The sequence below is a fragment of the Maritalea myrionectae DSM 19524 genome, from assembly GCF_000423365.1.
Classification (GTDB): domain Bacteria; phylum Pseudomonadota; class Alphaproteobacteria; order Rhizobiales; family Devosiaceae; genus Maritalea; species Maritalea myrionectae.
In genome coordinates, this window is the sequence record NZ_AUHV01000002.1 from 667,270 (window position 1) to 692,690 (window position 25,421).

At 54.6% G+C, this 25,421-nt stretch carries 23 protein-coding genes, 1 tRNA gene and 1 riboswitch; of the genes, 13 read left to right on the plus strand and 11 right to left on the minus strand.

Annotated elements, in window-relative coordinates; translation table 11 throughout:
* Positions 1–76: 76 nt before the first annotated feature.
* A tRNA-Gly gene (locus G549_RS0103510) sits at positions 77–150 on the minus strand.
* 142 nt (positions 151–292) lie between these two features.
* Here G549_RS0103510 and G549_RS0103515 point away from each other — a divergent pair.
* Together G549_RS0103515 and G549_RS0103520 are read left to right on the plus strand one after the other, a co-directional pair.
* Complete coding sequence (locus G549_RS0103515) at positions 293–1,285, plus strand: Gfo/Idh/MocA family protein (protein WP_036220926.1); 993 nt, start codon at positions 293–295, stop codon at positions 1,283–1,285.
* Positions 1,286–1,363: 78 nt separating this feature from the next.
* Entirely contained in the window at positions 1,364–1,900 is a 537-nt protein-coding gene (locus G549_RS0103520; protein ID WP_169449600.1) for a GNAT family N-acetyltransferase, read from the plus strand.
* A gap of 40 nt (positions 1,901–1,940) precedes the next feature.
* Here G549_RS0103520 and G549_RS0103525 read toward each other — a convergent pair whose 3' ends face one another.
* A complete protein-coding gene (locus tag G549_RS0103525) occupies positions 1,941–2,501 on the minus strand; it encodes a type 1 glutamine amidotransferase domain-containing protein (protein WP_027833860.1) in 561 nt (186 codons plus the stop codon).
* Between the two features lie 389 nt (positions 2,502–2,890).
* On the opposite strand from G549_RS0103525, the gene G549_RS0103530 reads away from it, so the two are divergent.
* The 7 genes from G549_RS0103530 to G549_RS0103560 all read left to right on the plus strand — a co-directional run bounded on the left by G549_RS0103530 (position 2,891) and on the right by G549_RS0103560 (position 8,819).
* The gene (locus G549_RS0103530) at positions 2,891–4,114 is read left to right on the plus strand and encodes an acyl-CoA dehydrogenase (protein WP_027833861.1); all 1,224 of its coding nucleotides are present in this window, start codon (positions 2,891–2,893) and stop codon (positions 4,112–4,114) included.
* A 23-nt stretch (positions 4,115–4,137) separates the two neighbouring features.
* Positions 4,138–5,292 carry a CaiB/BaiF CoA transferase family protein gene (locus tag G549_RS0103535; protein ID WP_027833862.1) on the plus strand — a complete coding sequence of 385 codons (1,155 nt, stop codon included), beginning with the start codon at positions 4,138–4,140 and terminating at the stop codon, positions 5,290–5,292.
* 13 nt (positions 5,293–5,305) lie between these two features.
* On the plus strand, positions 5,306–6,949 hold the full coding sequence (locus tag G549_RS0103540) for a thiamine pyrophosphate-binding protein (protein WP_027833863.1): 1,644 nt from the start codon (positions 5,306–5,308) through the stop codon (positions 6,947–6,949).
* A gap of 289 nt (positions 6,950–7,238) precedes the next feature.
* The gene (locus G549_RS0103545; protein ID WP_027833864.1) at positions 7,239–7,550 is read left to right on the plus strand and encodes a hypothetical protein; all 312 of its coding nucleotides are present in this window, start codon (positions 7,239–7,241) and stop codon (positions 7,548–7,550) included.
* Between the two features lie 277 nt (positions 7,551–7,827).
* Positions 7,828–8,037, plus strand: a complete 210-nt coding sequence (locus G549_RS0103550; RefSeq protein ID WP_027833865.1) for a hypothetical protein — start codon at positions 7,828–7,830, stop codon at positions 8,035–8,037.
* 6 nt (positions 8,038–8,043) lie between these two features.
* Complete coding sequence (locus G549_RS0103555; protein ID WP_027833866.1) at positions 8,044–8,361, plus strand: YbjQ family protein; 318 nt, start codon at positions 8,044–8,046, stop codon at positions 8,359–8,361.
* Positions 8,362–8,363: 2 nt separating this feature from the next.
* On the plus strand, positions 8,364–8,819 hold the full coding sequence (locus tag G549_RS0103560; protein WP_027833867.1) for a cupin domain-containing protein: 456 nt from the start codon (positions 8,364–8,366) through the stop codon (positions 8,817–8,819).
* An 18-nt stretch (positions 8,820–8,837) separates the two neighbouring features.
* On the opposite strand, the gene G549_RS0103565 is transcribed toward G549_RS0103560, so the two are convergent.
* Positions 8,838–9,932 carry a 2'-deoxycytidine 5'-triphosphate deaminase gene (locus G549_RS0103565; RefSeq protein WP_027833868.1) on the minus strand — a complete coding sequence of 365 codons (1,095 nt, stop codon included), beginning with the start codon at positions 9,930–9,932 and terminating at the stop codon, positions 8,838–8,840.
* A gap of 89 nt (positions 9,933–10,021) precedes the next feature.
* Positions 10,022–10,099: riboswitch (SAM riboswitch) on the plus strand.
* A gap of 48 nt (positions 10,100–10,147) precedes the next feature.
* Between G549_RS0103565 and metZ the strand changes: the two genes are divergently transcribed.
* Positions 10,148–11,353, plus strand: coding sequence for an O-succinylhomoserine sulfhydrylase (gene metZ, locus G549_RS0103570; RefSeq protein WP_027833869.1), 1,206 nt, complete (start codon positions 10,148–10,150; stop codon positions 11,351–11,353).
* 29 nt (positions 11,354–11,382) lie between these two features.
* Here the strand turns inward: metZ and G549_RS0103575 are convergent, their stop codons facing one another.
* On the minus strand, positions 11,383–12,003 hold the full coding sequence (locus G549_RS0103575) for a CDP-alcohol phosphatidyltransferase family protein (protein WP_027833870.1): 621 nt from the start codon (positions 12,001–12,003) through the stop codon (positions 11,383–11,385).
* Positions 12,004–12,194: 191 nt separating this feature from the next.
* On the opposite strand from G549_RS0103575, the gene G549_RS0103580 reads away from it, so the two are divergent.
* The gene (locus tag G549_RS0103580; RefSeq protein ID WP_027833871.1) at positions 12,195–13,640 is read left to right on the plus strand and encodes a TrkH family potassium uptake protein; all 1,446 of its coding nucleotides are present in this window, start codon (positions 12,195–12,197) and stop codon (positions 13,638–13,640) included.
* Between the two features lie 8 nt (positions 13,641–13,648).
* Here G549_RS0103580 and G549_RS18895 read toward each other — a convergent pair whose 3' ends face one another.
* From G549_RS18895 to G549_RS0103605, 5 genes are all read right to left on the minus strand, one after another.
* On the minus strand, positions 13,649–16,813 hold the full coding sequence (locus G549_RS18895) for an efflux RND transporter permease subunit (RefSeq protein WP_051213295.1): 3,165 nt from the start codon (positions 16,811–16,813) through the stop codon (positions 13,649–13,651).
* The gene (locus G549_RS18900; protein WP_051213297.1) at positions 16,813–18,249 is read right to left on the minus strand and encodes an efflux RND transporter periplasmic adaptor subunit; all 1,437 of its coding nucleotides are present in this window, start codon (positions 18,247–18,249) and stop codon (positions 16,813–16,815) included. Before G549_RS18900 ends, G549_RS18895 begins: the two co-directional genes overlap by 1 nt.
* A 126-nt stretch (positions 18,250–18,375) precedes the next feature.
* A complete protein-coding gene (locus G549_RS0103595) occupies positions 18,376–19,371 on the minus strand; it encodes an Hsp33 family molecular chaperone (RefSeq protein ID WP_027833872.1) in 996 nt (331 codons plus the stop codon).
* A complete protein-coding gene (gene argF / locus G549_RS0103600) occupies positions 19,368–20,294 on the minus strand; it encodes an ornithine carbamoyltransferase (RefSeq protein WP_027833873.1) in 927 nt (308 codons plus the stop codon). The genes G549_RS0103595 and argF overlap by 4 nt, the downstream gene beginning before the upstream one ends.
* Before the next feature lie 58 nt (positions 20,295–20,352).
* Positions 20,353–21,522 (minus strand): aspartate aminotransferase family protein, encoded by a 1,170-nt coding sequence (locus tag G549_RS0103605; protein ID WP_169449614.1) that lies wholly within the window; start codon positions 21,520–21,522, stop codon positions 20,353–20,355.
* A 354-nt stretch (positions 21,523–21,876) separates the two neighbouring features.
* On the opposite strand from G549_RS0103605, the gene G549_RS0103610 reads away from it, so the two are divergent.
* A complete protein-coding gene (locus G549_RS0103610; protein WP_027833875.1) occupies positions 21,877–22,452 on the plus strand; it encodes a GcrA family cell cycle regulator in 576 nt (191 codons plus the stop codon).
* A gap of 384 nt (positions 22,453–22,836) precedes the next feature.
* On the opposite strand, the gene G549_RS18905 is transcribed toward G549_RS0103610, so the two are convergent.
* Positions 22,837–23,757, minus strand: coding sequence for a LysR family transcriptional regulator (locus tag G549_RS18905; protein WP_156905468.1), 921 nt, complete (start codon positions 23,755–23,757; stop codon positions 22,837–22,839).
* A 125-nt stretch (positions 23,758–23,882) separates the two neighbouring features.
* On the opposite strand from G549_RS18905, the gene G549_RS0103620 reads away from it, so the two are divergent.
* On the plus strand, positions 23,883–24,506 hold the full coding sequence (locus tag G549_RS0103620) for an FMN-dependent NADH-azoreductase (protein ID WP_027833876.1): 624 nt from the start codon (positions 23,883–23,885) through the stop codon (positions 24,504–24,506).
* A 444-nt stretch (positions 24,507–24,950) separates the two neighbouring features.
* On the opposite strand, the gene queF is transcribed toward G549_RS0103620, so the two are convergent.
* Complete coding sequence (gene queF, locus G549_RS0103625; protein WP_027833877.1) at positions 24,951–25,415, minus strand: preQ(1) synthase; 465 nt, start codon at positions 25,413–25,415, stop codon at positions 24,951–24,953.
* Between the last annotated feature and the right edge of the window lie 6 nt (positions 25,416–25,421).

Genomic DNA, 25,421 nt, shown 5'->3' on the forward strand with positions numbered 1-25,421 from the left:
AATGGAGCCAAATCAAAATTAGAATTGAATTTCTCAATATAAGCTATTGTTTTATATGCATAATTCAACAGGAATATGGAGCGGGTGAAGGGAATCGAACCCTCGTCGTCAGCTTGGGAAGCTGCTGCTCTACCATTGAGCTACACCCGCGAGAGATAAGCTTCGATATGCCGTGGTTTGGCGATGGCGTCAAGTGAAATTGAAATGGCAAGACGCCAGTTTAAGGCCAGGGCTTGCGCTCGCGGCGTGAAAGGGTAAGTTGGGAAAACTTATTTAATTTGAGAGGCGAATTATGTCTAGATCTGACTCCAAAATCCGTGTTGGCCTGCTGGGCGCCGCCAATATCGCCATAGCCGCGCTGATTGAACCGGCGCGTCGGCGCGATGATGTGGAACTGGTGGCGGTGGCCGCGCGCGATCTTGGGAAAGCGCAGGAATATGCGCGCAAACATGGGTTTGCGGAAGCGATGGAAGGCTATGAGGCGCTGATCAATCGGGATGATATCGACTTGATTTACAATGCGCTGATCCCTTCCCGTCATATGGATTTAAGCTGCAAGGCGCTTGAGGCGGGCAAACATGTGCTGGTGGAAAAGCCATTCGCGCTGAATGTGGCGGAGACCGACAAAATGCTTGAAACCGGCGCGAAGAGCGGCAGATTTCTGATCGAAGCATTTCACGACCATTATCACCCTGTGTTGCAGGAAGTGATGCGACTGGTGCAAGGCGGCAGCGTTGGCACCGTGCGCAGTTTTCGCGCCCAGTTTGATGTGGCCATCCCTTTCGAGGCCAGCCCCTTTCGCCACACCAAAGAAATGGGCGGCGGCGCACTTATGGATTTGGGCTGCTATCCCGTACATTGGGCCACATCATTGTTGCGTGGCACGCCTGAAGTTTTGGAGGCCAGCGCCACACTTACGCCCACCGGTGTGGATGAAAGCCTGAGTGCCAAGGTGCGCTTTGGTGATGTGGTGGCGGAGCTGGGCTGCAATATGGCCGAGGAAGTGGAACAGCGCGCCTTTCTGGACCTGGTGGGTGACAAGGGTCGGATCTATGTCGATAACCCGATCCTGCCGCATAATGGACATTATATCGAAACCGAAATAGATGGGATTTACCGCCGCTACACGATGGGCGCCGGCACCACTTATGACCATCAGCTTGAGGCCGTGTTGAACGCCATTCGCACTGGCACCCCCGCCGCCACCGGCGGCAACGCACCACGGATAATTATGCAGGTGGTGCAGGATATGTATGAAGCCGCGGGGATGGACCGGTCTTTTTAGGACAGGTGCTGATGCCGCTCTGGATTCCGAAGTCAAATGCGCTTTACGCCTTGGACAACAGCGCATACAACAGTGGAGGTGTCTGATTACGCGAGATTTGATATGACCCTGCCCGACATTCTGTTTGAAACCGAACACCTGATCTGTCGCCCGTTTGAAGCGTCGGATTTTGAGGACTTGCTGGCGCTGCAAAGTGACGAGCAGGTTTATCAATATGTGGGCAATGGGCAGCCTTTGTCATCAGACCAGGTCAGGTTGTGGATCGACCGGTCGCGCAAAAACATTGAAATAAATGGATTTGGCACTGGGGCGATTGTCTATAAGGGACAAAACGACCTGATTGGCTGGGCGGGCTATGTGCAGCCGCCGGAACAGGAAACTGAGATTATCTATGGCCTCTCTGAGGCAGAATGGGGCAAAGGGTTGGGCACGGAAATTGTGCAAGGTCTGGTGGAGGCGGCGCGAGGCCGCTATCAGATTTGGCCCCTACATGCGAGTGTGGACCCAGAAAATAGCCGTTCGATCAGCCTATTAAAGAAATTGGGCTTTGAGCTTTTTGCCAAGACCAAGGATGAAGATGGCTTGGACACAGACATCTACCAGCTGAACGCTTAAAAGGCTGCCCCCAACCGATGGTCGGGGGCGCTTTGTTTGATTATGCGACTTTGCGCTGGTGTTCACCTTCGCGCACCTCTTCAATGATTTTGGCCACGAATGCATCCAAATCATTTGGGTTGCGTGAAGTGATGATGCCGTTGGAAATGGCCACTTCCTTATCCACCACATGTGCGCCAGCATTTTTCAAATCGGTGCGGATGGATGGATATGACGTCATTTCACGACCTTCCACGACGCCTGCTTCAATGAGCAGCCATGGCGCATGGCAGATGGCGGCAATGATTTTGTCGTTTTTCACAAACTCGCGGATTTTGCTGACGGCTATTTCATCAACCCGCAACAGGTCGGGGTTGATTTGACCGCCGGGCAGCACCAATGCGATATAATCATCAACATTCACGTCTTCGATCTTCAAATCCGCATTTACAGACTCGCCCCAATCCGCCTGATTCCAGCCTTTGATGGCTTCGCCATCTGGTGTGGCGACATGCACGGTGGCCCCCGCTTCTTTCAATTTTTCAAGCGGCGTGAACAATTCTGATTGCTCAAAGCCATGGGTCGCCATAATTAGAATTTTAGATTCGGTCAGCTTAGGCATCGCAATCTCCTTAAATATTTATGGTGGTCAGATTTGCTGCCGCATCACCGCAAGGGCGGAAAATTTCGCGCGGCTCAGCAATAATTTGTCTTCATGAGAAAAACAGATGAGCGCGATGATCGTTCCATAACGATTTCGATCGGATCACGCATTTCAACGAAAATGGCGGCGCAAAGCGGACAGATAAACTTGAATTAAGTTAAAACAATGTGTTCATGCGCCATATGCATGAACTTATACCTATTTATCGCTTCAATCCTTCAATCTTAAAGCGTTTAATGCCTCAAACTCATAAATATCACCTTGTTAGGTGCAATGGGCCATCGAATGGGATATCGAGGAGGATATCGGCCCCAACAGCGCACTCACATTAGGAGAAGGATAAGCCGATGACTGCAGATCGCCCCAAAATTCGGGATAAAGACCGCCCCAATCTCAGCTCGTTCAAATGGGAAGACCCGTTTTTGCTGGACGACCAGCTGACCGATGAAGAGCGCATGGTGGTGGACACGGCCCGCGCCTTCGCCGACGAGAAGCTGCGCCCGCGTGTGCGCGAAGCCTATAATGAGGAAAAGACCGATCCGAACCTTTTCAAAGAGTTCGGCGAAATGGGGCTTTTGGGCTCAACCATTCCGGAAGAATATGGCGGGGCGGATTTGGGCTATGTGGCCTATGGCCTGATCGCGCGGGAAGTTGAGCGCGTGGACAGCGGCTATCGCTCGATGATGTCTGTGCAAAGCTCCTTGGTGATTTATCCAATCTATGCCTATGGCACCGAAGAGCAGCGGCAGAAATATTTGCCCGGCCTGATTGATGGTAGCTTGATCGGCTGCTTCGGCCTGACCGAGCCGGATGCCGGTTCTGACCCCGGCGCCATGTTGACCCGCGCCAAAAAGACCGAAAATGGCTATGTGCTGAATGGCACAAAGATGTGGATTTCCAACAGCCCGATTGCCGACGTTTTTGTGGTGTGGGCGAAATCAGAAGCCCATGACGGCAAGATCAAAGGCTTTGTGCTGGAAAAAGGCATGAAGGGTTTGAGCGCGCCGAAAGTTGGCGGCAAATTATCTTTGCGCGCCTCGATCACTGGTGAAATTGTGATGGACAATGTGGAAGTGGGCGAAGACGCGCTGCTGCCCCATGTGGAAGGGCTTAAGGGTCCATTTGGCTGCTTGAACCGGGCGCGTTATGGCATCAGCTGGGGCGCGATGGGCGCGGCGGAAGCCTGCTGGCACGCAGCCAACCGCTATGGCCAGGAGCGCAAGCAATTTGGCAAGCCATTGGCACAGATGCAATTGTTCCAAATGAAGCTGGCCAACATGATGACCGACATTACGCTCGGGCTGCAAGGCTCGCTGCGGGTGGGTCGCTTGATGAATGAAGCGAAGGCTGCGCCGGAAATGATCTCGCTGATGAAGCGCAACAATTGCGTGAAAGCGTTGGACATTGCGCGGATGGCCCGCGACATGCATGGCGGGAACGGCATTTCGGATGAATTTGACGTTATCCGCCACATGATCAACCTTGAAACGGTGAACACATATGAGGGCACAGCCGATGTGCACGCTCTGATTTTGGGCCGTGCGCAAACTGGCTTGCAGGCCTTCTTTTAAGCCCGGGCAACAAGGTATTATCAATGCAAGAGCAACCACTTAAAGGTTTAAAAGTGCTTGAATTGGCACGGGTATTGGCCGGCCCCTGGGTTGGCCAAACCCTTGCGGATTTGGGCGCAGACGTGATCAAGGTGGAATCGCCCAATGGCGACGATACCCGCACCTGGGGACCCCCATGGATTGAACGCGGCGATGATAAGAGCGCTGCCTATTTCCATTCTTGTAACCGGGGCAAACGCTCGATCGCGTTGAACTTTAAGGATGCGGATGACCTTGAAACTGTTCGCCAATTGGTCAAGCAGTCAGACGTGTTGGTGGAGAATTTCAAGCTCAACGGATTGCAAAAATATGGACTGGATTATGAAAGCCTGAAGGCGATTAATCCACGCCTGATTTATTGCTCCATCACCGGATTTGGCCAGAATGGGCCTTATGCCCCGCAGCCCGGCTATGATTTTATCGTGCAGGGCATGTCGGGCATGATGTCCATCACCGGCGAGCCGGACGGACAGCCGCAAAAAATCGGCACAGCGCTGGCGGACATCATCACTGGCCTTTATGCCACGATCGGCATTCAAGCGGCCCTATGGCAACGTGAGCGCACGGGGCTGGGTCAGCAGGTGGACATGGCGCTTTTGGACAGCATGGTGGGCGTTTTGGCCAACCAAGCGATGAACTATCTCGCCAGCGGCACGGCCCCCACACGGTTGGGCAATAGCCACCCCAATATCTGCCCCTATCAGGTGCTGCCCGTGAAAGATGGTCACATCATTCTGACGGTGGGTAATGACAGCCAATTCCGCCATTTGGCGCAGCTTTTGGGCATGGAACAGATTGCAGATGACGAGCGTTTCGCCACCAATGGTGCCCGCGTGGCGCATCGACTTGAGCTGACGGCGCTTTTGGAAGCCGAGTTCCAAAAGTGGGAGAAGCTGAAACTGCTGGATGCGCTGCACGCGGCGAATGTGCCGGCCGGACCGATCAACACGATTGATGAAGTGTTTGCCGATCCGCAGGTTTTGGCGCGGAAAATGGCGCTAGATTTTGATGGTGTGCCGGGCGTGCGCACGCCGATCCAATTCTCGGATGCGACGCTAACCTTTGATCGTCCTTCTCCCAAGGTGGGCGAGCACACCCAAGAGATTTTGAACGAGCTTAAAGCTCTCAACGATAATTAAAGAGCACATACAAATGGCAAAAATGACCGGCGGCGAAATTTTGGTGAAATGCCTTGAAGCGCAGGAGGTGGACCGCGTGTTCTGCGTGCCGGGCGAAAGCTATTTGGCGGTGCTTGACGGGCTGCATGACAGCAATATCGACGTGGTGACCTCGCGCCATGAAGGCGGCGCGGCGATTATGGCGGAAGCGGATGGCAAGATGCTGGGCCGCCCCGGCATTTGCATGGTGACCCGCGGACCGGGCGCCACCAACGCCGCTGCGGGCGTGCATATCGCCAAGCAAGACAGCACGCCGATGATTTTATTTGTGGGTCAAATTGGCCGCGCCATGAAAGGCCGCGAGGCGTTTCAGGAAGTGGATTATCGGCAAACCTTTGGCGATTTGGCCAAATGGGTGGAAGAAATCGACGATGCGGCGCGCATTCCCGAAGTGATTGCCCACGCCTATCACATTGCCATGTCTGGTCGCCCTGGTCCCGTGGTTTTGGCACTGCCGGAAGACATGTTGCGGGACGAAGTGGACGTGCCCGTTTGCCCCTACATCGAAGTGGCGGAGCCTGCCCCGAGCCTGAAAGCCGCGGCGCGGTTTGAAGAGCTGCTGCGCACGGCAGAGCGCCCTTTCATCGTGGCCGGTGGCTCGCGGTGGACAGAGCAATCTGTGGCGCAGTTGAAAGCCTTTGCGCATAAGCACGACATTCCGGTGGGTTGTTCATTCCGGCGGCAGCAATTGTTTGACCACACTGACAGCCACTATGCGGGCGATGTGGGCTTGGGGATCAACCCGGCGCTGAAAGAACAGATCGAGCAATCGGATTGCCTGATTTTGCTAGGCGCTCGTTTTTCGGAAAATCCGAGCCAGAACTTTACGCTTTTGGGCATGCCCAATCCGGGCAAAACTTTGATCCATATTCATCCCGGCGCGGAAGAATTGGGGCGGATTTACACGCCAACGCTTTCCATCAACGCCACGCCTGAATGTTTCTTTGACGCGGTGGATCATATTGATGCCCTGCCCGCAGCGGATCGCGGCAAAAAGGCCAATGAGATTTATCGCGCCTGGACGGATGCGATGCCGGAAACGCCCGGCGATGTGCAAATGGGCGGCGTGATGACCTATTTGCGTGAAGCGCTTTCAAACGATGCCATTATGTGCAATGGCGCGGGCAATTATGCGATTTGGCTGCACCGTTTTTGGCGTTTCCAGCGCTATGGCACCCAACTGGCCCCGACCTCCGGGTCGATGGGCTATGGCGTACCTGCCTCCATCGCCGGCAAATTGCGGCACCCGGAGCGGGATGTGATTTGCTTTGCAGGCGATGGCTGTTTCCAAATGACCGGGCAAGAATTTGCCGCCGCCGCTCAGTTTGGCGCCAACATCATTGTGTTGGTGATCGACAATGGCATTTACGGCACCATCCGCATGCACCAGGAAAAACATTATCCAGAGCGCATTTCCGCAACGGATTTGGTGAACCCAGATTTTGCCGCATGGGCTCGCGCTATGGGCGGCCATGGTGAGACGGTTGAGCACACCGACCAGTTCCCACTCGCGTTTGAACGAGCACGGGAAAGCGGCAAGCCAGCGATTATTCATATCAAGACCTCGGCTGAGGCGATTTCACCGACGGCGACGATCTCGCAGTTGCGGGGGAAGTAGTTGGTTCTCGCTCACGGTTGAGCGGCGCTGCGCGCCTAACCTCCGCGAGGGCGAAACCTAAAGGTTTCGGGCTGGGCCGCCCCAGCCCTGTTTAGGTGCCAAAAGTGGAAGGTCGCCCCTTAAGCCCTTCACCCCCATGGGGAGTGGTGCTGATTTGGACTACGCCCGTTGTCCCCGCGCTGCTGCCCGGGCAAACTTGACACCCTCTCCGCGGCATCCCTACACTCGGCCTGAACTCGGCATTCATAAGCTGAATGCTGAACAAAGGGGAAATGGAAGGAGACCAAGCATGCGCATTCTGACACTCGCGGCGATCTTCGCTCTATCGGCGTCTGCAGGCTACGCGCAGGGCGTTTCAGGAGCTGACGAAGTTTATGGCACCGACACAGTGGGAGAAGCCATTTCGTCGGGCTTCATGGGCAACACATCCAATCCAAGCGGCAAAGGCAATGGCGTTTTGCCAAGCCGTTCGCCCGGACCACACACAAATGATGGTGGTTTTGGTAATTTGGGAAAATATGCGTCCGGACAATACCTTACCGGCGGTGGCACGGTTGATAACGAACCAAACCCTGACACCGGCTTACCGGCCGACCAATAGGCGCAACACAACAATCTGATGCCACGGCGCTTGATATTCATGGGCCGTGGTCATTCTGAACAGTTCCAACTGTATGGACATTCAGGATGGAGCTTTTCACGGCTAATGCAGGGCGAGCAATTCTCTATTGGCCCCGCTCCACTTCGCCAGAACACTGGCGCAAGGCGAATGAACTTTGTTCGCATCTATTTAAATCTAATTGAAAACCCGGCGGCCAGCACCTACCTTTAAGCTGTGCGCTGCGCGTGAAGCGCGGTGGCAAAAAAGGAGAGGTTACATGTCCCTCGATAAGATCGCCCTGGCGATTGTGATTGTGGCGGCGGGTATTTATGTCGGCGTGATGGCGTTTGGCATTTTTTCATCGGGTGTGCCGCTTTGGCCGTTCTTTATCTTGCTCGCGATTGCTATCTACATTTTGTCGCGCATCATTTCCGACAAGTTGAACAACAAAGAAGATAAATATTACGAAGATAATATTCAGGAGTAGTGATAAGTGATTGTGACGACAGGACTAACTGTACCCGAAGGCGAGATTAGTGAAACCATCGGCATTGTGCGGGGCAACACCATACGCGCCAAACATATTGGCACTGACATCGTTGCCGCCTTACGCAATTTGGTGGGCGGCGAAGTGGGTGAATATACCAAACTGATGGCCGAGGCCCGCGAGCAAGCTTATGATCGTATGGTCGCTCACGCCGAAAGCCTTGGTGCTGATGCGATTATCGGGGTGAACTTTACCACTTCCATGATTACTGATGGCGCGGCAGAAATCCTCGCTTATGGCACTGGCGTGAAGTTAAAGCGGTAAAAATGCCGAAGATTGAACTGCCGGGTTGGACTGAACATGATGGCCAACCCCATCCACTAACCGGGCAATATGATGGCCCCTATGCCGACAAGGCGCTGAGCAAGGCCATGGGCATGTCCGGGTTGGGCGTGCGCATGGAAAAATTGCCGCCCGGCTCTGCCTCGTCTCATCGACATTGGCATGAAACCGAAGATGAGTTCTTGCTGATACTATCGGGTGAACTGGTGTTGGTTGAGGATGAAGAGACTGTTTTGCGGGCGGGCGACTGCGCGGCGTGGAAGGCGGGTAGCCCGGTTGGACATTGCTTGCACAATCGGTCTGATGCGGACGCCAGCTTTTTGATTGTCAGCGCAAATCGCGAAAAGGATAAGGTGCATTATCCCGATCATGATCTGACCCTACATCGCGAAGGCGGCAAGAGTGACTATACGCGCCTTGACGGCACGCCGATCAAGTAGGCGACCCCAGCAAGAAACCTAGTTCTGCTTAAAGTGTTTGGACAATTTTAGGTGCTGGCCCTGGTAGTTTGAGCCAAGGTCCGCGCCATAAAGATTATCAGGGCGTTCTGCCATGCGCTCATAAACCAGGCGGCCGATGGTTTGGCCGTGTTCCACCAAAAATGGCACTTCGCGTGAACGCACTTCCAGAACGGCACGGCTGCCCGCACCTGCAGCGCCGGCATGGCCGAAGCCGGGATCGAAAAAGCCGGCATAATGCACGCGGAACTCGCCAACAAGCGGGTCGAACGGCACCATCTCGGCGGCATAATCTGGTGGCACATGCACCGCTTCGCGCGACACGAGAATGTAGAACTCGTCCGGGTCGAGGATCAGCTCGCCGGTGCCGCGATCATGCAAGGGTTCCCAAAAATCGAGAATGTCGAGCGCGGCTTTTTTGTCCACATCGACAACGGCAGTGTGGCGCTTTGAACGATAGCCGATCAATCCGCCGCGATCAGTGCCAAGAAGGTCAATTGAAAGGGACACGCCCTGTTCGACAATTGCGTCATCATCAAATACCAGGGTTTCTTTGGCATGCAATTCTTTGTGCTCGGCCACGCTCAAACGGCTATCGCCGGAGCGGAAACGGATTTGGCTGAGGCGTGAGCCTTGGCGCACCAGCGCGGGGAATGTGCGCGGGCTGATTTCGAGATAGAGCTTGCCCTTATAGCCTGTGGGCACTGTGTCGAACGCGCGGCCCTCATCAGTGATGACGCGGGTGAATATGTCCAAGCGGCCGGTGGAGCTTTTAGGGTTGGTGGTGGCGCTGACGCCCTTCGGCAAAGCCAGCTCTTCCATCAGCGGCACGATATAGACGCAGCCGCGTTCCAGCACTGCGCCGTCGCCAAGATTGATCTGATGCAGTTTGAGATCTTCAATCCGCTTCATCACCGAGGTTTTTGGCCCCGGCAAGAAGCTGGCGCGGACGCGATATGCAATTGTGCCCAAGCGCAAATCGAGACTGGCGGGCTGCACCTGATCCGCATCGAAAGGCTGCGCAGAAATAATGGCGCCATCTTGATGCATTTGATTGATCATGCGGGCGGAATAGATACCGGTTGCTGACGTCATTTACTTGACTTACCCATTACATTCTTTTGCAGACCATTTGTTGTTAGCAATGTTAAACATTGACGCCAAGCCACAATTGGCATTAGATCACATAATTCGGTGGTCATTTGGCCGGTCTGCTTGCAGCCACCTTGGGAACTTCCCTAAATCAACTTGCTAAGGCGACCGCGTATGCCGGCCATTTGGGTCGGCTTTTTTGTTTGGAGAATTATAAGATGGCGCAAAGCAAAAACCCTCTGTTGGACCCCAAGAAGCAAAGCCCTGCGACGCGCATGGTGCACGGGGGCACAGATCGGAGCCATCACGGAGAAACCTCAGAGGCGCTATATCTGACCTCTGGCTTTACCTACGACAGTTCTGAAGCCGCACGGCTCCGCTTTAAAGGCGATACGGAAGGCCATATTTATTCGCGGTTCTCCAACCCCACTGTTGAAATGTTTCAAAACCGCATGGCGCTTTTAGAAGGCGGCGACGCGGCACGCGGCACAGCAACCGGCATGGCCGCGGTAACGACGGCATTGATGAGCCTTGTGCAGGCGGGCGACCATGTGGTGGCCTCACGTGCCTTGTTTGGCGGCTGCCGCTATGTGGTGGAAGATTTTTTGCCGCGTTGGGGCGTGAGCTCAACTTTGGTGGACGGACGCGACCCGAAGAACTTTGAAGCGGCGATGCGCGACAACACCAAGGCCATTTTTGTGGAAAGCCCCACCAACCCCACCATAGAGCTGGTGGATTTGGAAGCCGTGGGCAAAATCGCCAAGGCCCATGGCGCAAAATTTGTCGTCGACAATGTGTTTGCCACCCCGATCTATCAAAGCCCGCTAGAGCTGGGCGCTGATCTGGTGGTTTATTCCGCCACAAAGCATATTGATGGCCAAGGCCGTTGCTTGGGCGGCGTCATTGTAGGCGATCAAGAGCTCATCGAAGGTGATGTGCATACCATCATTCGCCAAACCGGGCCGTCCATGAGCCCGTTCAATGCCTGGGTGATGCTCAAAGGTCTGGAAACGCTGGGCTTGCGCGTTGAAAAAATGGCGCAGAATGCAGCAGCGGTTGCGGACATGTTGGCCAACCACCCAAAAGTGGAGCGGGTCTATTATGCCGGGCACCCAAGCCACGCGCAGTATGAATTGGCGCAAAAGCAAATGACAGGCGGTTCCAACATGTTGGCCTTTGATGTCAAAGGCAAACAGGCCGATGCTTATGCGGTGGCGGACCATTTGGCGCTGATCAAAATCTCCAACAATTTGGGCGATGCGAAAAGCATCATCACGCACCCAGCGACCACCACCCACCAACGGTTGGAAGAGGCGGATCGGGCTGAATTGGGGATTTCTGAGAAGTTGCTACGCTTGTCTGTTGGACTTGAAGCAGAGGAAGATTTGCTCAGCGACCTGCAATTTGCACTGGATCAGATTTAGGGCCCCGGCACTATGCCGGGACGGCCAAATCACTCGGTGATCTTATTGCCATATTCCTGGTAGGCCAAAAGCATGCGCGCAATTGCCGTATAAAACACGGCGGCGGCGAAGAGACCTGCCAGCACATTGAAATATTGCGGCCAGATGCAAAGCGCGGCGAAGAAGGCGATTGTTTCCGTGCCCTCGGTGAGGCCAGTGGAAAAATAAAGCGACTTTGCTCCGCGCTTGGTGGTCGTCAATTTGTGCTTTTCGGCCAGGATGGCGTAGCCCAAAAAGGTGCCGCCATTAAAATAGAAGCTGACCAAGAGCACGGCGCCCCAGACCCCATTTTGCGCAGGATCGAAGATGATGAAGGCCAGCGGAAACGCGCCGTAGAACAGAAAATCTGCGGTGATGTCGAAATAGCCGCCGAAATCGGTTTTTTGCGTGGCGCGGGCCACGGCCCCGTCTAAACCGTCCATCACCCGCGACAACAGCATCAAAATCAATCCGGCATAGAAGTATCCCATGGCCACCGTGACGGCTGAAATGAGGCCAATCACAAGGCCCGCAAGGGTGACGCCATTGGCACTTATGCCCGCCCGCGCCAATTGTCGGCCAACAAAATTGAGCGGCGGATCGATCCATTTGCGCATTTGGCCATCAAGCATAAATTGTCCTTCGCCGTCGGTTATTGTGCCTTCAGGTGCCGCTTCCAGCGGTACAAGGCTTCACTTGCAAAGCAAACTAAACTATCACTCAAGGGTTGAGAACATGCTGCACATGTTTGTGAGCAGAATGTTATGATATAGCATCGTGGCAACACGAAAAGAGTCGGCAACCATCCGGGATCTGCACATTTATGGAATTTCGTCCGATTTTGATGATCATTGGTGTGCTGACCGCGATCTTGGGCTGCTCGATGTTTTTGCCTGCCATTGCCGACGCGCTGGTGGGCAATGATGACTGGATCGTTTTTGTCACGTCGGGCCTGATCACCACCCTTTTGGGCGCAGGCACCTGGGCGGCTTCCTTCGGCTATGACCAAAGCCTGAATGCGCGGCAGGCGTTTTTTATGACCGCCATTATCTGGGTGGTGCTGGCCGTTTTTGGCGCCCTGCCCTTTTATTGGGCCGGGATAAATCTCAGCTATACGGACGCATTTTTTGAATCCATGTCGGGCCTGACCACGACAGGTGCAACCGTCATTTCCGGCCTCGACAATCTACCTCCCGGCATTTTGCTTTGGCGCAGCCTGCTGCAATGGTTCGGCGGGTTGGGGATTATCGTGATGGCCGTTGCTGTTTTGCCGATGCTGCAAATCGGGGGCATGCAGATGTTTAAGGCCGAAGCCTTCGACACAGCAGAGAAAATTTTGCCCCGCGCCGCGCAAATCGCGTCCAACATGACAACGATTTATATTGCCCTCACTTTCGTTTGCGCTGTCAGCTATTGGGCGGCAGGCATGTCACTTTTTGATGCCGTTTCCCACTCTATGACCACGGTGGCCACAGGTGGCTTTTCCACCCGCGATGGCTCCATCGATAGTTATGGCTCTGCCATGATCGATTATATCGCGGTGGCCTTTATGATATTGGGGGCGTTGCCGTTTTTGATCTATGTGAAAATGGTACGCGGCAATATTTCCAGCCTTTGGCGCGACAGCCAAGTGCGCGCCTTTTTGCTGGTGTTGGCTGCAGTGACCTTGGTGGCCGTTATCGTCCAGTATGTCGATGAAATTGACCGTGGCGAAGTGGCGTTTCGCCATGCAATCTTCTCGGTCACCTCGGTGATGACCGGCACGGGTTATGCCACCACAGATTATGGTGCGTGGGGCGGCATTTCAGTGACGTTGTTTTTCATCATCACCTTTATTGGCGGTTGTGCGGGGTCCACCTCCTGCGGCATCAAAATCTTCCGGTTTCAGGTGCTGTTCTTGGATTTGAAACAGCATATTCGGCAAATTCTCTATCCGTCTGGCGTGTTCGTGAAGCGCTATAATGGGCAAATCATCTCAGACACGGTTTCCGCCTCTGTGATGAGCTTTATTTTCCTTTATTTCTTCTTTTTCATCATTTTAGCCCTGTTGCTGTCATTGACCGGGTTGGACAGCCTGACGGCCTTTTCCGGCGCGGCCACTGCCATTTCCAATGTGGGGCCGGGCTTGGGCGACATTATCGGACCGTCGGGCAATTTCGGGCCACTTTCAGATGTTTCAAAATGGCTGATTGCCACCGGCATGATTGTCGGTCGCCTCGAGATTTTCACTGTGCTGGTGCTGTTTTTGCCGCGCTTTTGGCGCGGCTAACAGGCGCGCTATTCTGCTGGATCAGTTCGACGCGGCACCGTGTGGTGATGGCCGAGCAGTAGTCCGCGGAAACTCGGGGCGTTTTCGCGCAGGAACAGCCAGCCAAAGAAGGCACCAATATCTGCACCAATGCCGATAAAGGCAGGCACGAGGAACAGCACCAATGCGGTGGCCAAGCCCAACCCAAACACGATGGTGATCGCCATGGGGATGAGGAACTGCGCCTGCAAGCTGGTTTCAAACAGCAGTGGGGTAAGCCCGCCAATGGTGGTGAGCGATGTGAGCAGCACAGCGCGGAGCCTGTCGCGCGAGGCGCCCGTGGCCGCTTCATAAAGGCTGTCGCCTTCCTCCAGACGCTCCTGCAATCGCGACACAAGCACAATCGAGTCATTGACCAAAATGCCGGCCAAGCCCAGCAGGCCCATCACCGAAATGATGGTGAGGGAATAGCCCATGATAAAGTGGCCCCAAATGGCACCGACCACCCCAAACGGGATGATGAGCATCACCGCAAGTGGGGCAAAGTAGGACGCGAAAATCCACGCGATGATCACATACATAATGCCCAGCGCGATCAGACCGCCCAGCCGCAAATCGCCAAAGGCGGCGTTCTGCTCGGCTTGTGTGCCACCAAAGCTGTAATTGACGCCGTGTTCGGCCACAATCGCGCCCATATAATCCTGCTCAAGGCGCGTGATGACTTCGGGCCCCGAAATGATGTTGTTGTCGGTATCGGCAATCACCCGCACGGTGGTTTTGCCTTCTTCGCGCACAATGCGGTTGAAGCCTTGACGTTCGCTCAAATCGACAACTTCAAGCAAGGGGACAAAGTTACCCGCTGGCGACCGCACCCATAGGTTTCTGAGGGCTGAGGTGCCCTCATTTTCGCCATCACGCTCCACGCGGATGGTGATTTCTTCATCCTCTGCCGCAACACGACGGGCGACACGCCCCTCAAAAGCGTCCCGGATTTGGCTGCCTAAGCTATCGATATTGAAGCCCAATGCGCTGCCGCGTGGGGTGAGCTCAAGGACAAGTTCGGGTTTGCCATAATTAAGGGTGTCATTGATGTCTTGCACCCCATCGAAGCCTTCGAGCACAGCGGACAAATCTTCAGCTGCGGCCTTCAAGGTGGCCGTATCTGCGCCGGTAAATTCCACATCGATGGCGCGTCCTGGAGGTCCGCCCCGCGGTTCGCGGACGCCGATACGGTCAACACCCGCGAAGCGCGGCAATTGCTGACGAATGGCGGCGCCGATTTCACGGGTACGCACGGAGCGCTGTTCAGACGGCGTGAGATAGATTTGAATATTGGCGCGGCCATTTTCCACATCAAGTGAGGCGAAACTGGTCACAATGAGGGTTTCTCCCTCTGGCGTCAGTTCCTTTTCGACTTTTTCGACAACCTTGCCCATCTCATCAATCAGGGCATACATATCTTCTTGCGGCACACCAGGTTGGAAATTGGCATTCAGCGACACAGTTTCGCCCTCGACAGAGGGGAAAAACTCAAATCCCAATTTGCCAGCAGGGATCAACGCACCGCCCAAGATCGCCAACGCGATGGCAATGGCGGTGGTGGCATAGCGCCAGCGATAAGACAGGCGCGACACCGCACCAAAAATGCGGTCCTTGAAGAAATCAAACCCACGGTCAAAGTTGCGACGGAACATGCCCGGCGCTTTACGCACTTTGGGCAGAGCATGGGACAAGTGGCCGGGCAACACCAAGAAACATTCGATCAGGGAGGCGATCAGCACCGCGATGACCACCATGGGCAAAGCGGACAGGATTTGCCCCACCACATCGCCTACCAGCAAAATCGGGCCAAAGGCCGCCATGGTCGTCAGGCTGGCGGCAATGACGGGCGCGGCCATGCGCCCTGCCCCGGCAATCGCCGCATCCGCGCGGTCGTCGCCCATGGCATAGCGGGTGGCGGTATGCTCGCCCACCACAATGGCATCATCCACAATGATCCCCAGGGTGAGGAGCAGCGCAAACATGGAAATCATATTGATGGTTTGGCCCGTGAGATACATCACCCCAAGGGTCATCAACAGCGAGATGGGAATGCCCACGGCAACCCAAAATGCAATACGGAAATCCAAAAAGATAAACAGCACAATCAAGACAAGCGCCAGCCCCGTGACACCATTTTTGACCAGCAAGGCCAAGCGATCTTCCACCAACGAGGCGGCCGCGTTGAACACTTCAATTCGCAATGAAGCGGGCAATACTTCGCGGATTTCCTCCAAATAGGTGTTCATGGTTTCAAAGGATTCAACAGTGTCTGCGGTGGCAGAACGCGACACTGACAAGCGGATGGCCTGATCGCCGCCCATAAAGCCGACGCTTTGGTCGCTGTTGAACCCGTCTTCGATTTGCGCCACATCACCCAACAGCAATTTATCGCCTTGGGACGTGGTTTTGAGTTCCAACTTCGCCAGTTCGTTCACACCAATTTCAGCGGCCAACGCTCGGATTTGCGCCTGCAAGTCGCCTTCCACCGAGCCGGAGGGGCGGTCGGCTGTGTTTTGCGAAATAGTTTGCGCAATTTCGGCGGTAGTAAGATCGAGCTGTCGCAGCTTTTGATCATCGACAATGATATTGATCTCGCGGTCGCGATAGCCGGTAAATGTTACACGATCGACGCCGGCATCCAGCAGACCGTCGCGAATTTCGCGGGCATAAAACCGCAAGGTGGCTTCAGGGAATGGTCCCGATATCCCAATATCCGCGATGGGGTCGAAGAATTTTGGGCTGTTCACTTCAGGTGTTTCCGCATCGATGGGCAAATTGGTTACCCCGGCGACTGCCGCCTCGACCTGTGCTTCGGCCTGGCGCATATCGGTGTCGCGCTCAAATTCAAGCGAAATGGTGCCCGAGCCTTCGCGCGCTTGTGACGACATGGACCGCACCCCATCCAAAAAGCGCACTGTCGGCTCAATAGCTTGCAGCATGTTTTTTCGAATGTCGTCGGCACTGGCGCCGGACCAGACCATCGAGACTTGTATTTGCTTCACTTCCAACGAGGGAAAGAATTGGCGATTGAGCTTGGAAACGCCCCATGCGCCAAACAAGATCATCAAGATCATCAGCAAATTGGCGGCGTTGCGGTGGCGCACAAACAGCTCAAGAATTGAGCGGGCGCGGTTTTTGCGGGCGGCACTCATTATTCTTCACCCTCGGTGGCGTTATCGTCCGATCGCGACTGTTGTTCACCTTGTGCAGGGCGTTCTCCGTCGCCACGCCGACCCTCGCCCCGTGCGGGAATGGGTGGTGCCTCGCCTTCAACGGTCACCGCCAAACCATCGCCTGCCTGTGCCAGCCGGGTGGTGATCACCTCGGCGCCATCGTCTATATCAGCACGCACCAGTAATTGTGCGCCATCCCGCGCGACGATTTCGGCATCGTGGGAGACCATGCGTCCCTCTTCAATGGTGTAAATCAAGCGGTTGTCGTAAATCGCGGTTTCCGGCAAGCGGATGACATCTTCATATTCACGGCCGGGCACAAATATTTTGACAAAGGTGCCGGGGCGGAAGGTGGTCGCCTGCGCATTTTCGAGCCGTGCATAGACCTGCACCCCGCCCTTGGCAGCATCAATTTCAGCGCCAGCGCGGGTGATGTGTCCGTTTGCGGTGAGGTTTTCCGGCTCAACTTCCCACACGACTTCAACCGGGCGATCAATCAGCCCGTCAGCAAATATCTGGCCATATTGACGATCAGACATGGTGAACCGCACATCCAACTGGTCTTGGCGGTAAAGGCTGACCAATGCCTCATTGGCGTTGACAATTTTGCCCAACGCGATGGCTTCACTGTTGATTACGGCGTCGAATGGCGCGTAGATTTCGGTGTTTTCAAGATCACGTTCGGCCCGTTCCACTTGCCACTCAAACCGCTCCATGCTGGCCAATTGGCGATCAAGCTGCGCTTGCTGGATGGCAATGTTGGCTTGGCGTTGTTTTAGAGCTTGCTCGCGCTGAGACACAAGCAATTCACGGTCATCAACATTCTTTTGGGTCAACGCGCCTGATTGCAGCAATGTCTGCGCGCGTTCGAGATCTCTTTTGGATAACTCCAACTGCTCACGGGCGAAATCCAAATTGTCTTCTTCCAATTGCAAGCGTTCGCGCGCTTCGGTGGCGCCTAGTTGTGCTTCGGCCAAACTGGTCTTGGCTTCGGTCAGCGCGCCACGGTAAGCAAAATCGTCGATCCGCGCGATCAACTCGCCTTGACTGATGCTGTTGCCTGCGGCCACGTTTGGATGAATGTCCACAATTTCGCCCACCACTTGCGCACGCACATCGAGCGAGCCAGCAGCAACGATTTCGCCAAAATAGGTCAGGTTGGGTTGGGCGGATAGCGCGTTCACTTCAATGGTGCGCACGGTGAAGGTGCGTTCTCGCGCTTGCCGTTCAGGCGGCTCTGGCCGGGAAGAGACCATTTGAAACGCGAAAAAACCAGCGCCGCCTATGATGGCGATGGCCAAGAGGAGCCTGAACAGCAGGCCAAAAAACGACACCCTGCGGCGCTGAGGTGCGGCGGGTTGTGGGTTTTGCGCTACGGGTTCAGAGGCGGTTGGCTGATCCACTTGGCGGTCCATTGTAAAGATCCTGTTTTTATTCAATCTACGCCGCTGGCGCATCTTGAACAAATTAAACTTTGTACATCTTTACGTGGTGCGGCCCGCCACCGGATCAACCTTCTGCCGCAATTAAAAGCGAATGCGCTAGTCTTTCAGGAACAGGTGGGGATTGAAATGATAGGCCGTGGAGCAAAATTCACACACCACTTCAATATCACCATCGACCACCATGGAGTCGATATCCTCGTTGGAAAACTGCTCCAGCATGGCTTCGATTTTGTCGGCATTGCAGCCGCACTTTTCTTCCAAAACCATAGGCTCGAAAACGCGCACACCCGTTTCATGATACAGGCGGAACAAAAGCCGCTCTGATGAAACCTGCGGATCGACCAGTTCATGATCATCCACCGTTTCAAGCAAGGCGCTGGCCTCAACCCAGTTGTTTTCCGGCTCAAAATCAGTGTCGGCAGTTTCAGGATTATCAAAATTCCCATCACCAGGAAGGTCAGCCATGGCCCGTTCGCCATGTGCGGGCAAATGCTGGAGCAAAATGCCCCCCGCGCGCCACTGATCCGCCGCTTTGCCTTTTTCGCTAAACTGGGCAACGGCCAAACGAACTTTGGTTGGGATTTGTTCAGATTGCATAAAGTAGCGGTGGGCCACATCTTCCAATCCGTCGCCATCCAACTGCACAATGCCTTGATAGCGCTCGGTCATCTCGCCCTGATCAATGGTCATGGCCAAGATGCCTTTGCCCAACAATTCTTCAGGTGACAAGGCACCCTTTTCAGCGGCTTCGCTGAGGGCCACTTCGTCAAACCGCGCATAGCCGCGCAACCCGTTAGGTGTTTGCAAATCAACCACGATCATGCTGACCGGGCCATCGGTTTGGGTTTGCAGAATAAAGCGCCCTTCAAACTTGAGCGAAGAGCCGACAAGACTGGCCAATACAATGGCTTCGCCCAGCAGGCGCGCCACGGGCGTTGGATAATCGTGCCGTGTCAATATTGTGTGCAGCGCTTCATCCATTTTGACCGAACGGCCCCGGACATCCAGCCCTTCAACAGCAAAAGGCACCACGCTATCGCTAAGGCTTTCCTCGCGGTCCAACCCAGCGGCTTTCAAAAAGTCTTCTGTCATTTAAGCTCCTCAATGCCGAACACCCAGCACAAAACTGCTTTTTGGGCATGCAGCCGATTTTCAGCTTCGTCAAAAACAACCGATTTGGGCCCATCCAACACGTCGGACGTCACCTCGTCACCGCGGTGCGCGGGCAAACAATGCATAAAGATGGCGTCGGGCTTTGCCTCGGCCATCAATTCGTCTGTCACCCGGTGTGGAGACAAGATTTCACGACGGATGGTGGCGTCCAGATCACCCATAGACACCCAAGTGTCTGTGATGACCAAATCCACATCTTTCATGGCCTCAATCGGATCTTGGGTGACACGCACCTTACCGTTGCTGGCATTTATCTCTGCCTGCATGGCCTGATTTGGCTTATATTGTTCAGGACACGCAATATTCAACTGACAATTAAACAATTTTGCAGCCTGAATCCATGACATCAACACATTGTTACAATCGCCCTGCCAGGCAATCTTGATGCCTTCAATTGGCCCACGATGTTCTTCATAAGTCATAATGTCGGCCATGATCTGGCAAGGGTGCGAAAAGCGCGTTAGGCCATTGATCACCGGAATGGTCGCCGCCGCAGCCATTTCTTCCAGATCATCATGGCTGAGCAGCCGGATCATGATGGCATCGACATAGCGCGACATGACGCGCGCCGTATCGGCGATGGTTTCATCGCGCGACAATTGCATTTCGTCACCCGTCAACATCAATGTTTGGCCGCCAAGCTGGCGCATGCCCACGTCAAATGAAACGCGGGTGCGGGTGCTTTCTCGGTCGAAAATCATAGCCAACACTTTGTCTTTCAACAAAGGTGGTTTTTCACCCTCTTTCAATTTTGCTTTGAGGGCGTGCGCCAAATCGAGAATTTTTCTCAGTTCTTCTTTTGTGAACTGACCGAGATCCAAAAAATGTTGTGTTGCAGCCATGGTGACTGTCCTTTTGTCATGAGTTGCTTGTGGGGGAAGCGAAGATCTGTTGAACGAATTAAGCGGAGAACGCTTTTTCCATTCGGTTGATCGCCTCATCTATATCCTGTTTTTCAACAATGAGCGGCGGCAGAAAACGGATAACATTATCACCTGCGCCTGCGACAAGCAGATGTTGATCGCGCAATTTCGCCACCAATTCACCAGCAGGCTGATTGACCTTTATGCCGGCCATCAAGCCCTTGCCGCGCACCTCCAACACCTCGTTGGGGAACTTTTGTGCCAATTGCTGCAAAGACCAGCTCAAATATTTGCCCATCTCTTCAACATGGTCCAAAAAGCCATCTTCTGAAATGCGGTCCAACACAGCATTGCCCACAGCACAAGCCATGGGGTTGCCACCATAGGTGCTGCCGTGGGTGCCTGGCACCATCGAAGCGCCGACCTTTTCAGTCGCCAAACACGCGCCGAGCGGGAAGCCGCCGCCAATGCCTTTGGCCAATGCCATCACATCTGGCTCAATGCCTGCCCATTCATAAGCAAACATTTTACCGGTGCGGCCATAGCCACATTGGATTTCATCCAAAATCAACAAGATGCCATGCTCGTCACACAGGGCGCGCAATGCACGCAAAAATTCGGTGCTAAAGACATTGATGCCACTTTCGCCTTGAATAGGCTCAAGCAAAATGGCAGCGGTTTTATCGTTGATGGCAGCTTTTACAGCATCGAGATCGCCAGCGGGGACCTGAGGGAAACCTCCGGCCTTGGGGCCGAAGCCTGTTAAATAGGCTTCGTTGCCGCCTGCGGCGATGGTGCCCAAGGTCCGGCCATGAAACGCACCTGTGAAAGTGATGATCTCATAACGATCGGCCTGACCCTGATCATAAAAATAGCGCCGCGCTGTTTTAATGGCACATTCAATGGCTTCCGCGCCAGAATTGGTGAAGAACACCATATCCGCGAAAGAACTGTCGACCAAACGCTGCGCAAGCTTTTCCGCTTCGGGAATAGAAAAGATGTTGGAGACGTGCCAGAGCTTTTCTGCTTGCTCTTTTAATGCACGCACAACATACGGATCAGCATGGCCCAATGCATTGACGGCAATGCCAGCGGCAAAATCAAGATATTCTCCTCCATCAGATGAGAATAGTCGCACCCCTTCGCCCCGCTCAAACGAGAGATCGGCGCGTTGATAGTTTTTATAGAGTGCGGACATTGTCTTGATGTTCCTTTCTGCCCTTTAATTGGTGCGACACAGGCACCTAAAACCAAAAAACGCGTTGCCCGCAACGGCGCAACGCGATAACCAATGCATTTATGACCAGTTTAGCCAGAAAATGTCAATTGGTTGCGAAATTGCCTAAATGCAACGCTGGTGAAAAATGTCTTGGATAACCGGAATAAAAGCCACTCGAGCCTTGTCACGGATTCATCCGGTCTTGTAAAGTAATCCTATAGGAACACGATATCTCGTGTGGCGGACCTATAAGTACATACGATGGATGGTATTTGAACCGGATTTTACGCATTTTTCGGTGAGGTGCCCGAGTCTATCTTTTGATTAAAATGGAGGAACTCCATGGCGTGGACAGACGAGCGCGTTGCGATTTTGAAAAAACTCTGGATGGAAGGCTTGAGCGCAAGCCAGATCGCGGCAGAGCTTGGCGAAGGGGTGACCCGCAATGCGGTGATCGGCAAAGTACACCGGTTGAAACTTTCTGGCCGGGCAAAGCCTGCTTCTTCAGCACCACGTGCGCGTAAACCGCGGGCAACAGCCGCGAGTGCGCCAAGGCGACCGAGTGGCAGCGCCTCGAGCACTACAGCACGCAGCGCGGGCAGCCGCCCAGCCGCAGCATCCGCACCGCGCCGTTCCAGCGGCGGCCCTGCTGTTGCCGGCAACACAGCGTTGAAAATGAGTGCCGATACAGAAGCCGAGCAATCATTTGAATTAAATGCTGAATCTGAGATTTTCATTCCAGAGGCCGATCGCATTGGCTTGATGGAACTGAATGAGCACACATGTAAGTGGCCAATTGGTGACCCTGTTTCTGAAGACTTCCACTTTTGTGGTCGGCACAGCGATGAAGGCAAGCCTTATTGCGAGTTCCACTCCAAGCGGGCTTATCACTCCCTTGATCGGCGCAAGAAAAGCTAGAGATATATGACTTAAAATCGGGTCGCTTTGTGCGGCCCTTTTTTGGAGTTTTTTCGCTCGCGGTTGGGGTGTTTGTTTTCGCTCACGGTTGAGCGGCACCTTCCGGTGCCTAACCTGCGCGGGCGCGGCGCAAAAGTGCGCCGGGGTCCTCGCGGCGCTCGTCCGTCTTTTCCATTGCGGCGGCAATTTTGTTTTCGCTCGCGGTTGAGCGGCACCTCTCGGTGCCTAACCTGCGCGGGCGCGGCGCAAAAGTGCGCCGGGGTCCTCGCGGTGCTCGTCCGTCTTTTCCCATTGTTGTGTCAATGTGCTTTTCGCTTGCGGGTGGGTAGCGCCACGTTTCATGGGGGCGGTGGTTTGTTGTGTTCGCGCGCAGCCTTTTCCCTCTTAAGTAAAGGAAATATGGCGGTCCCAAGCTGGTTCGGGCGAGAGTTCTTCGGCTATAAAGTCAATCAGCGACCGCACGCGACGAGGTATATTGCGGTTTTGGGCGAAAAGGGCGTAGGCCGCATAGTCTGACCATTCATGATCGGCAAAAAGCGGCACAAGTGTGCCCGACGCGATGGCTTGATAGGTGATGAAGGTAGGCTCAAGCACCACCCCAAGCCCTTTTTCCGCTGCCATGCACAGCATATCACCATTGTTGACGGCCATGCGGCTGCCGAGCTTGACGACACCACTGGTGCCGTCGGGACGGGTGAAGGGCCATGTGAGGTGGTTGCGGGTGGAGCGATAGGTCAAGATCGGAAGTTCAGCCAGATCTTCCGGTTTTTCCGGCTGCCCATATGCTGCCAAAAGCGCAGGAGCGGCACAAGGCACCCGGCGAATGGTGGTCAGCCGCTTTGCGATCAGACCGCTATCGGACAATTGGCCAATTCTGATGGTGAGGTCGAACCCTTCACCAATCAAATCCACCCGCCGATCATTGAGATCAAGATCAATATTCACCTCAGGATGCTGGACCATAAAATCCAACAGGATGGGGCCCAGATGCTGGGTTGAAAATGTGAGGGGCGCGGCCATGCGAATGCGGCCCATCAGCTTTTTTGCACCTTGGGAAACGGCACTTTCGGCTTCTTGAATATCGTCGAGTATGCGGCGGCAGCGCCAGAGATAATCCTCGCCCGCAGTGGTTAGATTTATACTTCTTGTCGAGCGCAAAATCAGGGTTGTGCCGAGCCGCCGCTCCAGCTCCTTCAAGCGTCGACTGACCGCCGACAAGGCAATGTTCAATGTGCCCGCGGCACCGGTCAGGCTCTGCGCATCTGTGACAGCCACGAAGGTGCGCATCTCATCGAGATGACTCACATTATTCTCCAAATTGCAATAATATCTTGCTATCTAATGCTATTATTCTGGATATGTAAAGCTGCTATTGCTTCCGCTCGACACCATGTGGGCCAAGCCCCGAATACAATTGGAAGGAATATGGCATGAGCGAAAAAATGAAAATTTTGCAGGTGAATAGCAGCGTGATGGGAGAGGCCAGCCAATCCGGCCGCCTGGCCACGCGGATCATTGATCAGCTGGCTGATCAAGGCCTTGTTGACCAGGTGGTGCTGCGCGATCTGAACAACAGCCTGCCCCTTATTACGCAGGAATGGGTTATGGCCAACAATAGTCAGGAAGAAGATCGGACGGCTGCGCAGCAAGAGGTGCTGGCCCTATCCGATCAATTGATCGCTGAAATTGAAGAGGCGGATATATTGGTCATCGGGGTGGCGCTCTATAATTTTGCCGTGTCGGCCAGTCTGAAAGCCTGGATTGATTTGATCTGCCGCGCGCGTAAAACATTCGTTTACAGCGAAGATGGGCCAAAAGGACTGTTGAAAGGGAAGAAGGCGATTGTGACTTTTGCATCGGGCGGCACGCCGTTTGGCTCTGACATCGATTTTGCCAGCGACTTTTTGCGCCATATTCTTGGGTTCATCGGGATTGATGATGTGGAATTTGTTGCTGCTGATCAGCACTTTATGGCCGAAAACGCGCTAGAGAATGCGGACCGCTCTGCGGACGATCTGGTGGCGCGAATTAGTGCATCCGAGAAAGCGGCATAAGGCTGCAAAACCGCTGCGGTTTGAACAGAAACCGGGTCGCCCTCGGGCGGTCCGGGTTCATCGGGTAGCTCATTTTGAGTTTTATTTCGCTCACGGCTGAGCGGCACCTTGCGGTGCCTAGCCTGCGCGGGCGCGCGCGAAAAGTCGCGCGGGGTCCTCGCGGCGCTCGTCCGTCTTTTTCCATTGCCGGGGCAATGTTCTTTTCGCTCACGGGTGAGCGGCACCTCACGGTGCCTAGCCTGCGCGGGCGCGCGCGAAAAGTCGCGCGGGGTCCTCGCGGCGCTCGTCCGTCTTTTTCCATTGCCGGGGCAATGTTCTTTTCGCTCACGGTTGAGCGGCACCTAACGGTGCCTAGCCTGCGCGGGCGCGCGCGAAAAGTCGCGCGGGGTCCTCGCGGCGCTCGTCCGTCTTTTTCCATTTGGGCGCTGCGGATGGGTTGTGTGGTTAGCCGCGGCCTCTGTAAGGGGGGACGCCTTGGTCTGGGAGCCAGAGTTGTTCGGGGACGGGGCCAGATTGCCAGAACACATCGATGGGGATACCGCCGCGTGGATACCAATAGCCGCCGATCCGGAGCCATTGCGGCTCTAGAAAATCGACCAGGCGGCGCGCGATGGAGATGGTGCAATCTTCATGGAAGGCGCCGTGGTTGCGGAAGGAGATTAGAAACAGCTTGAGCGATTTTGACTCCACCAGCCACGCGCCGGGGGCATAATCAATCACCAGATGCGCGAAATCTGGCTGGCCTGTCATCGGGCAAAGTGAGGTGAACTCCGGTGCGGTGAAGCGCACATTGTAGGTCACATCTGCTTGCGGGTTGGGCACACGCTCCAGCTCTGCCTCTTCCGGCGAAGCTGGAATGCGGGTTTCGCCGCCCAGTTGCTTTAAGTTCGCATAGATATTTTCAGTCATGAGTTT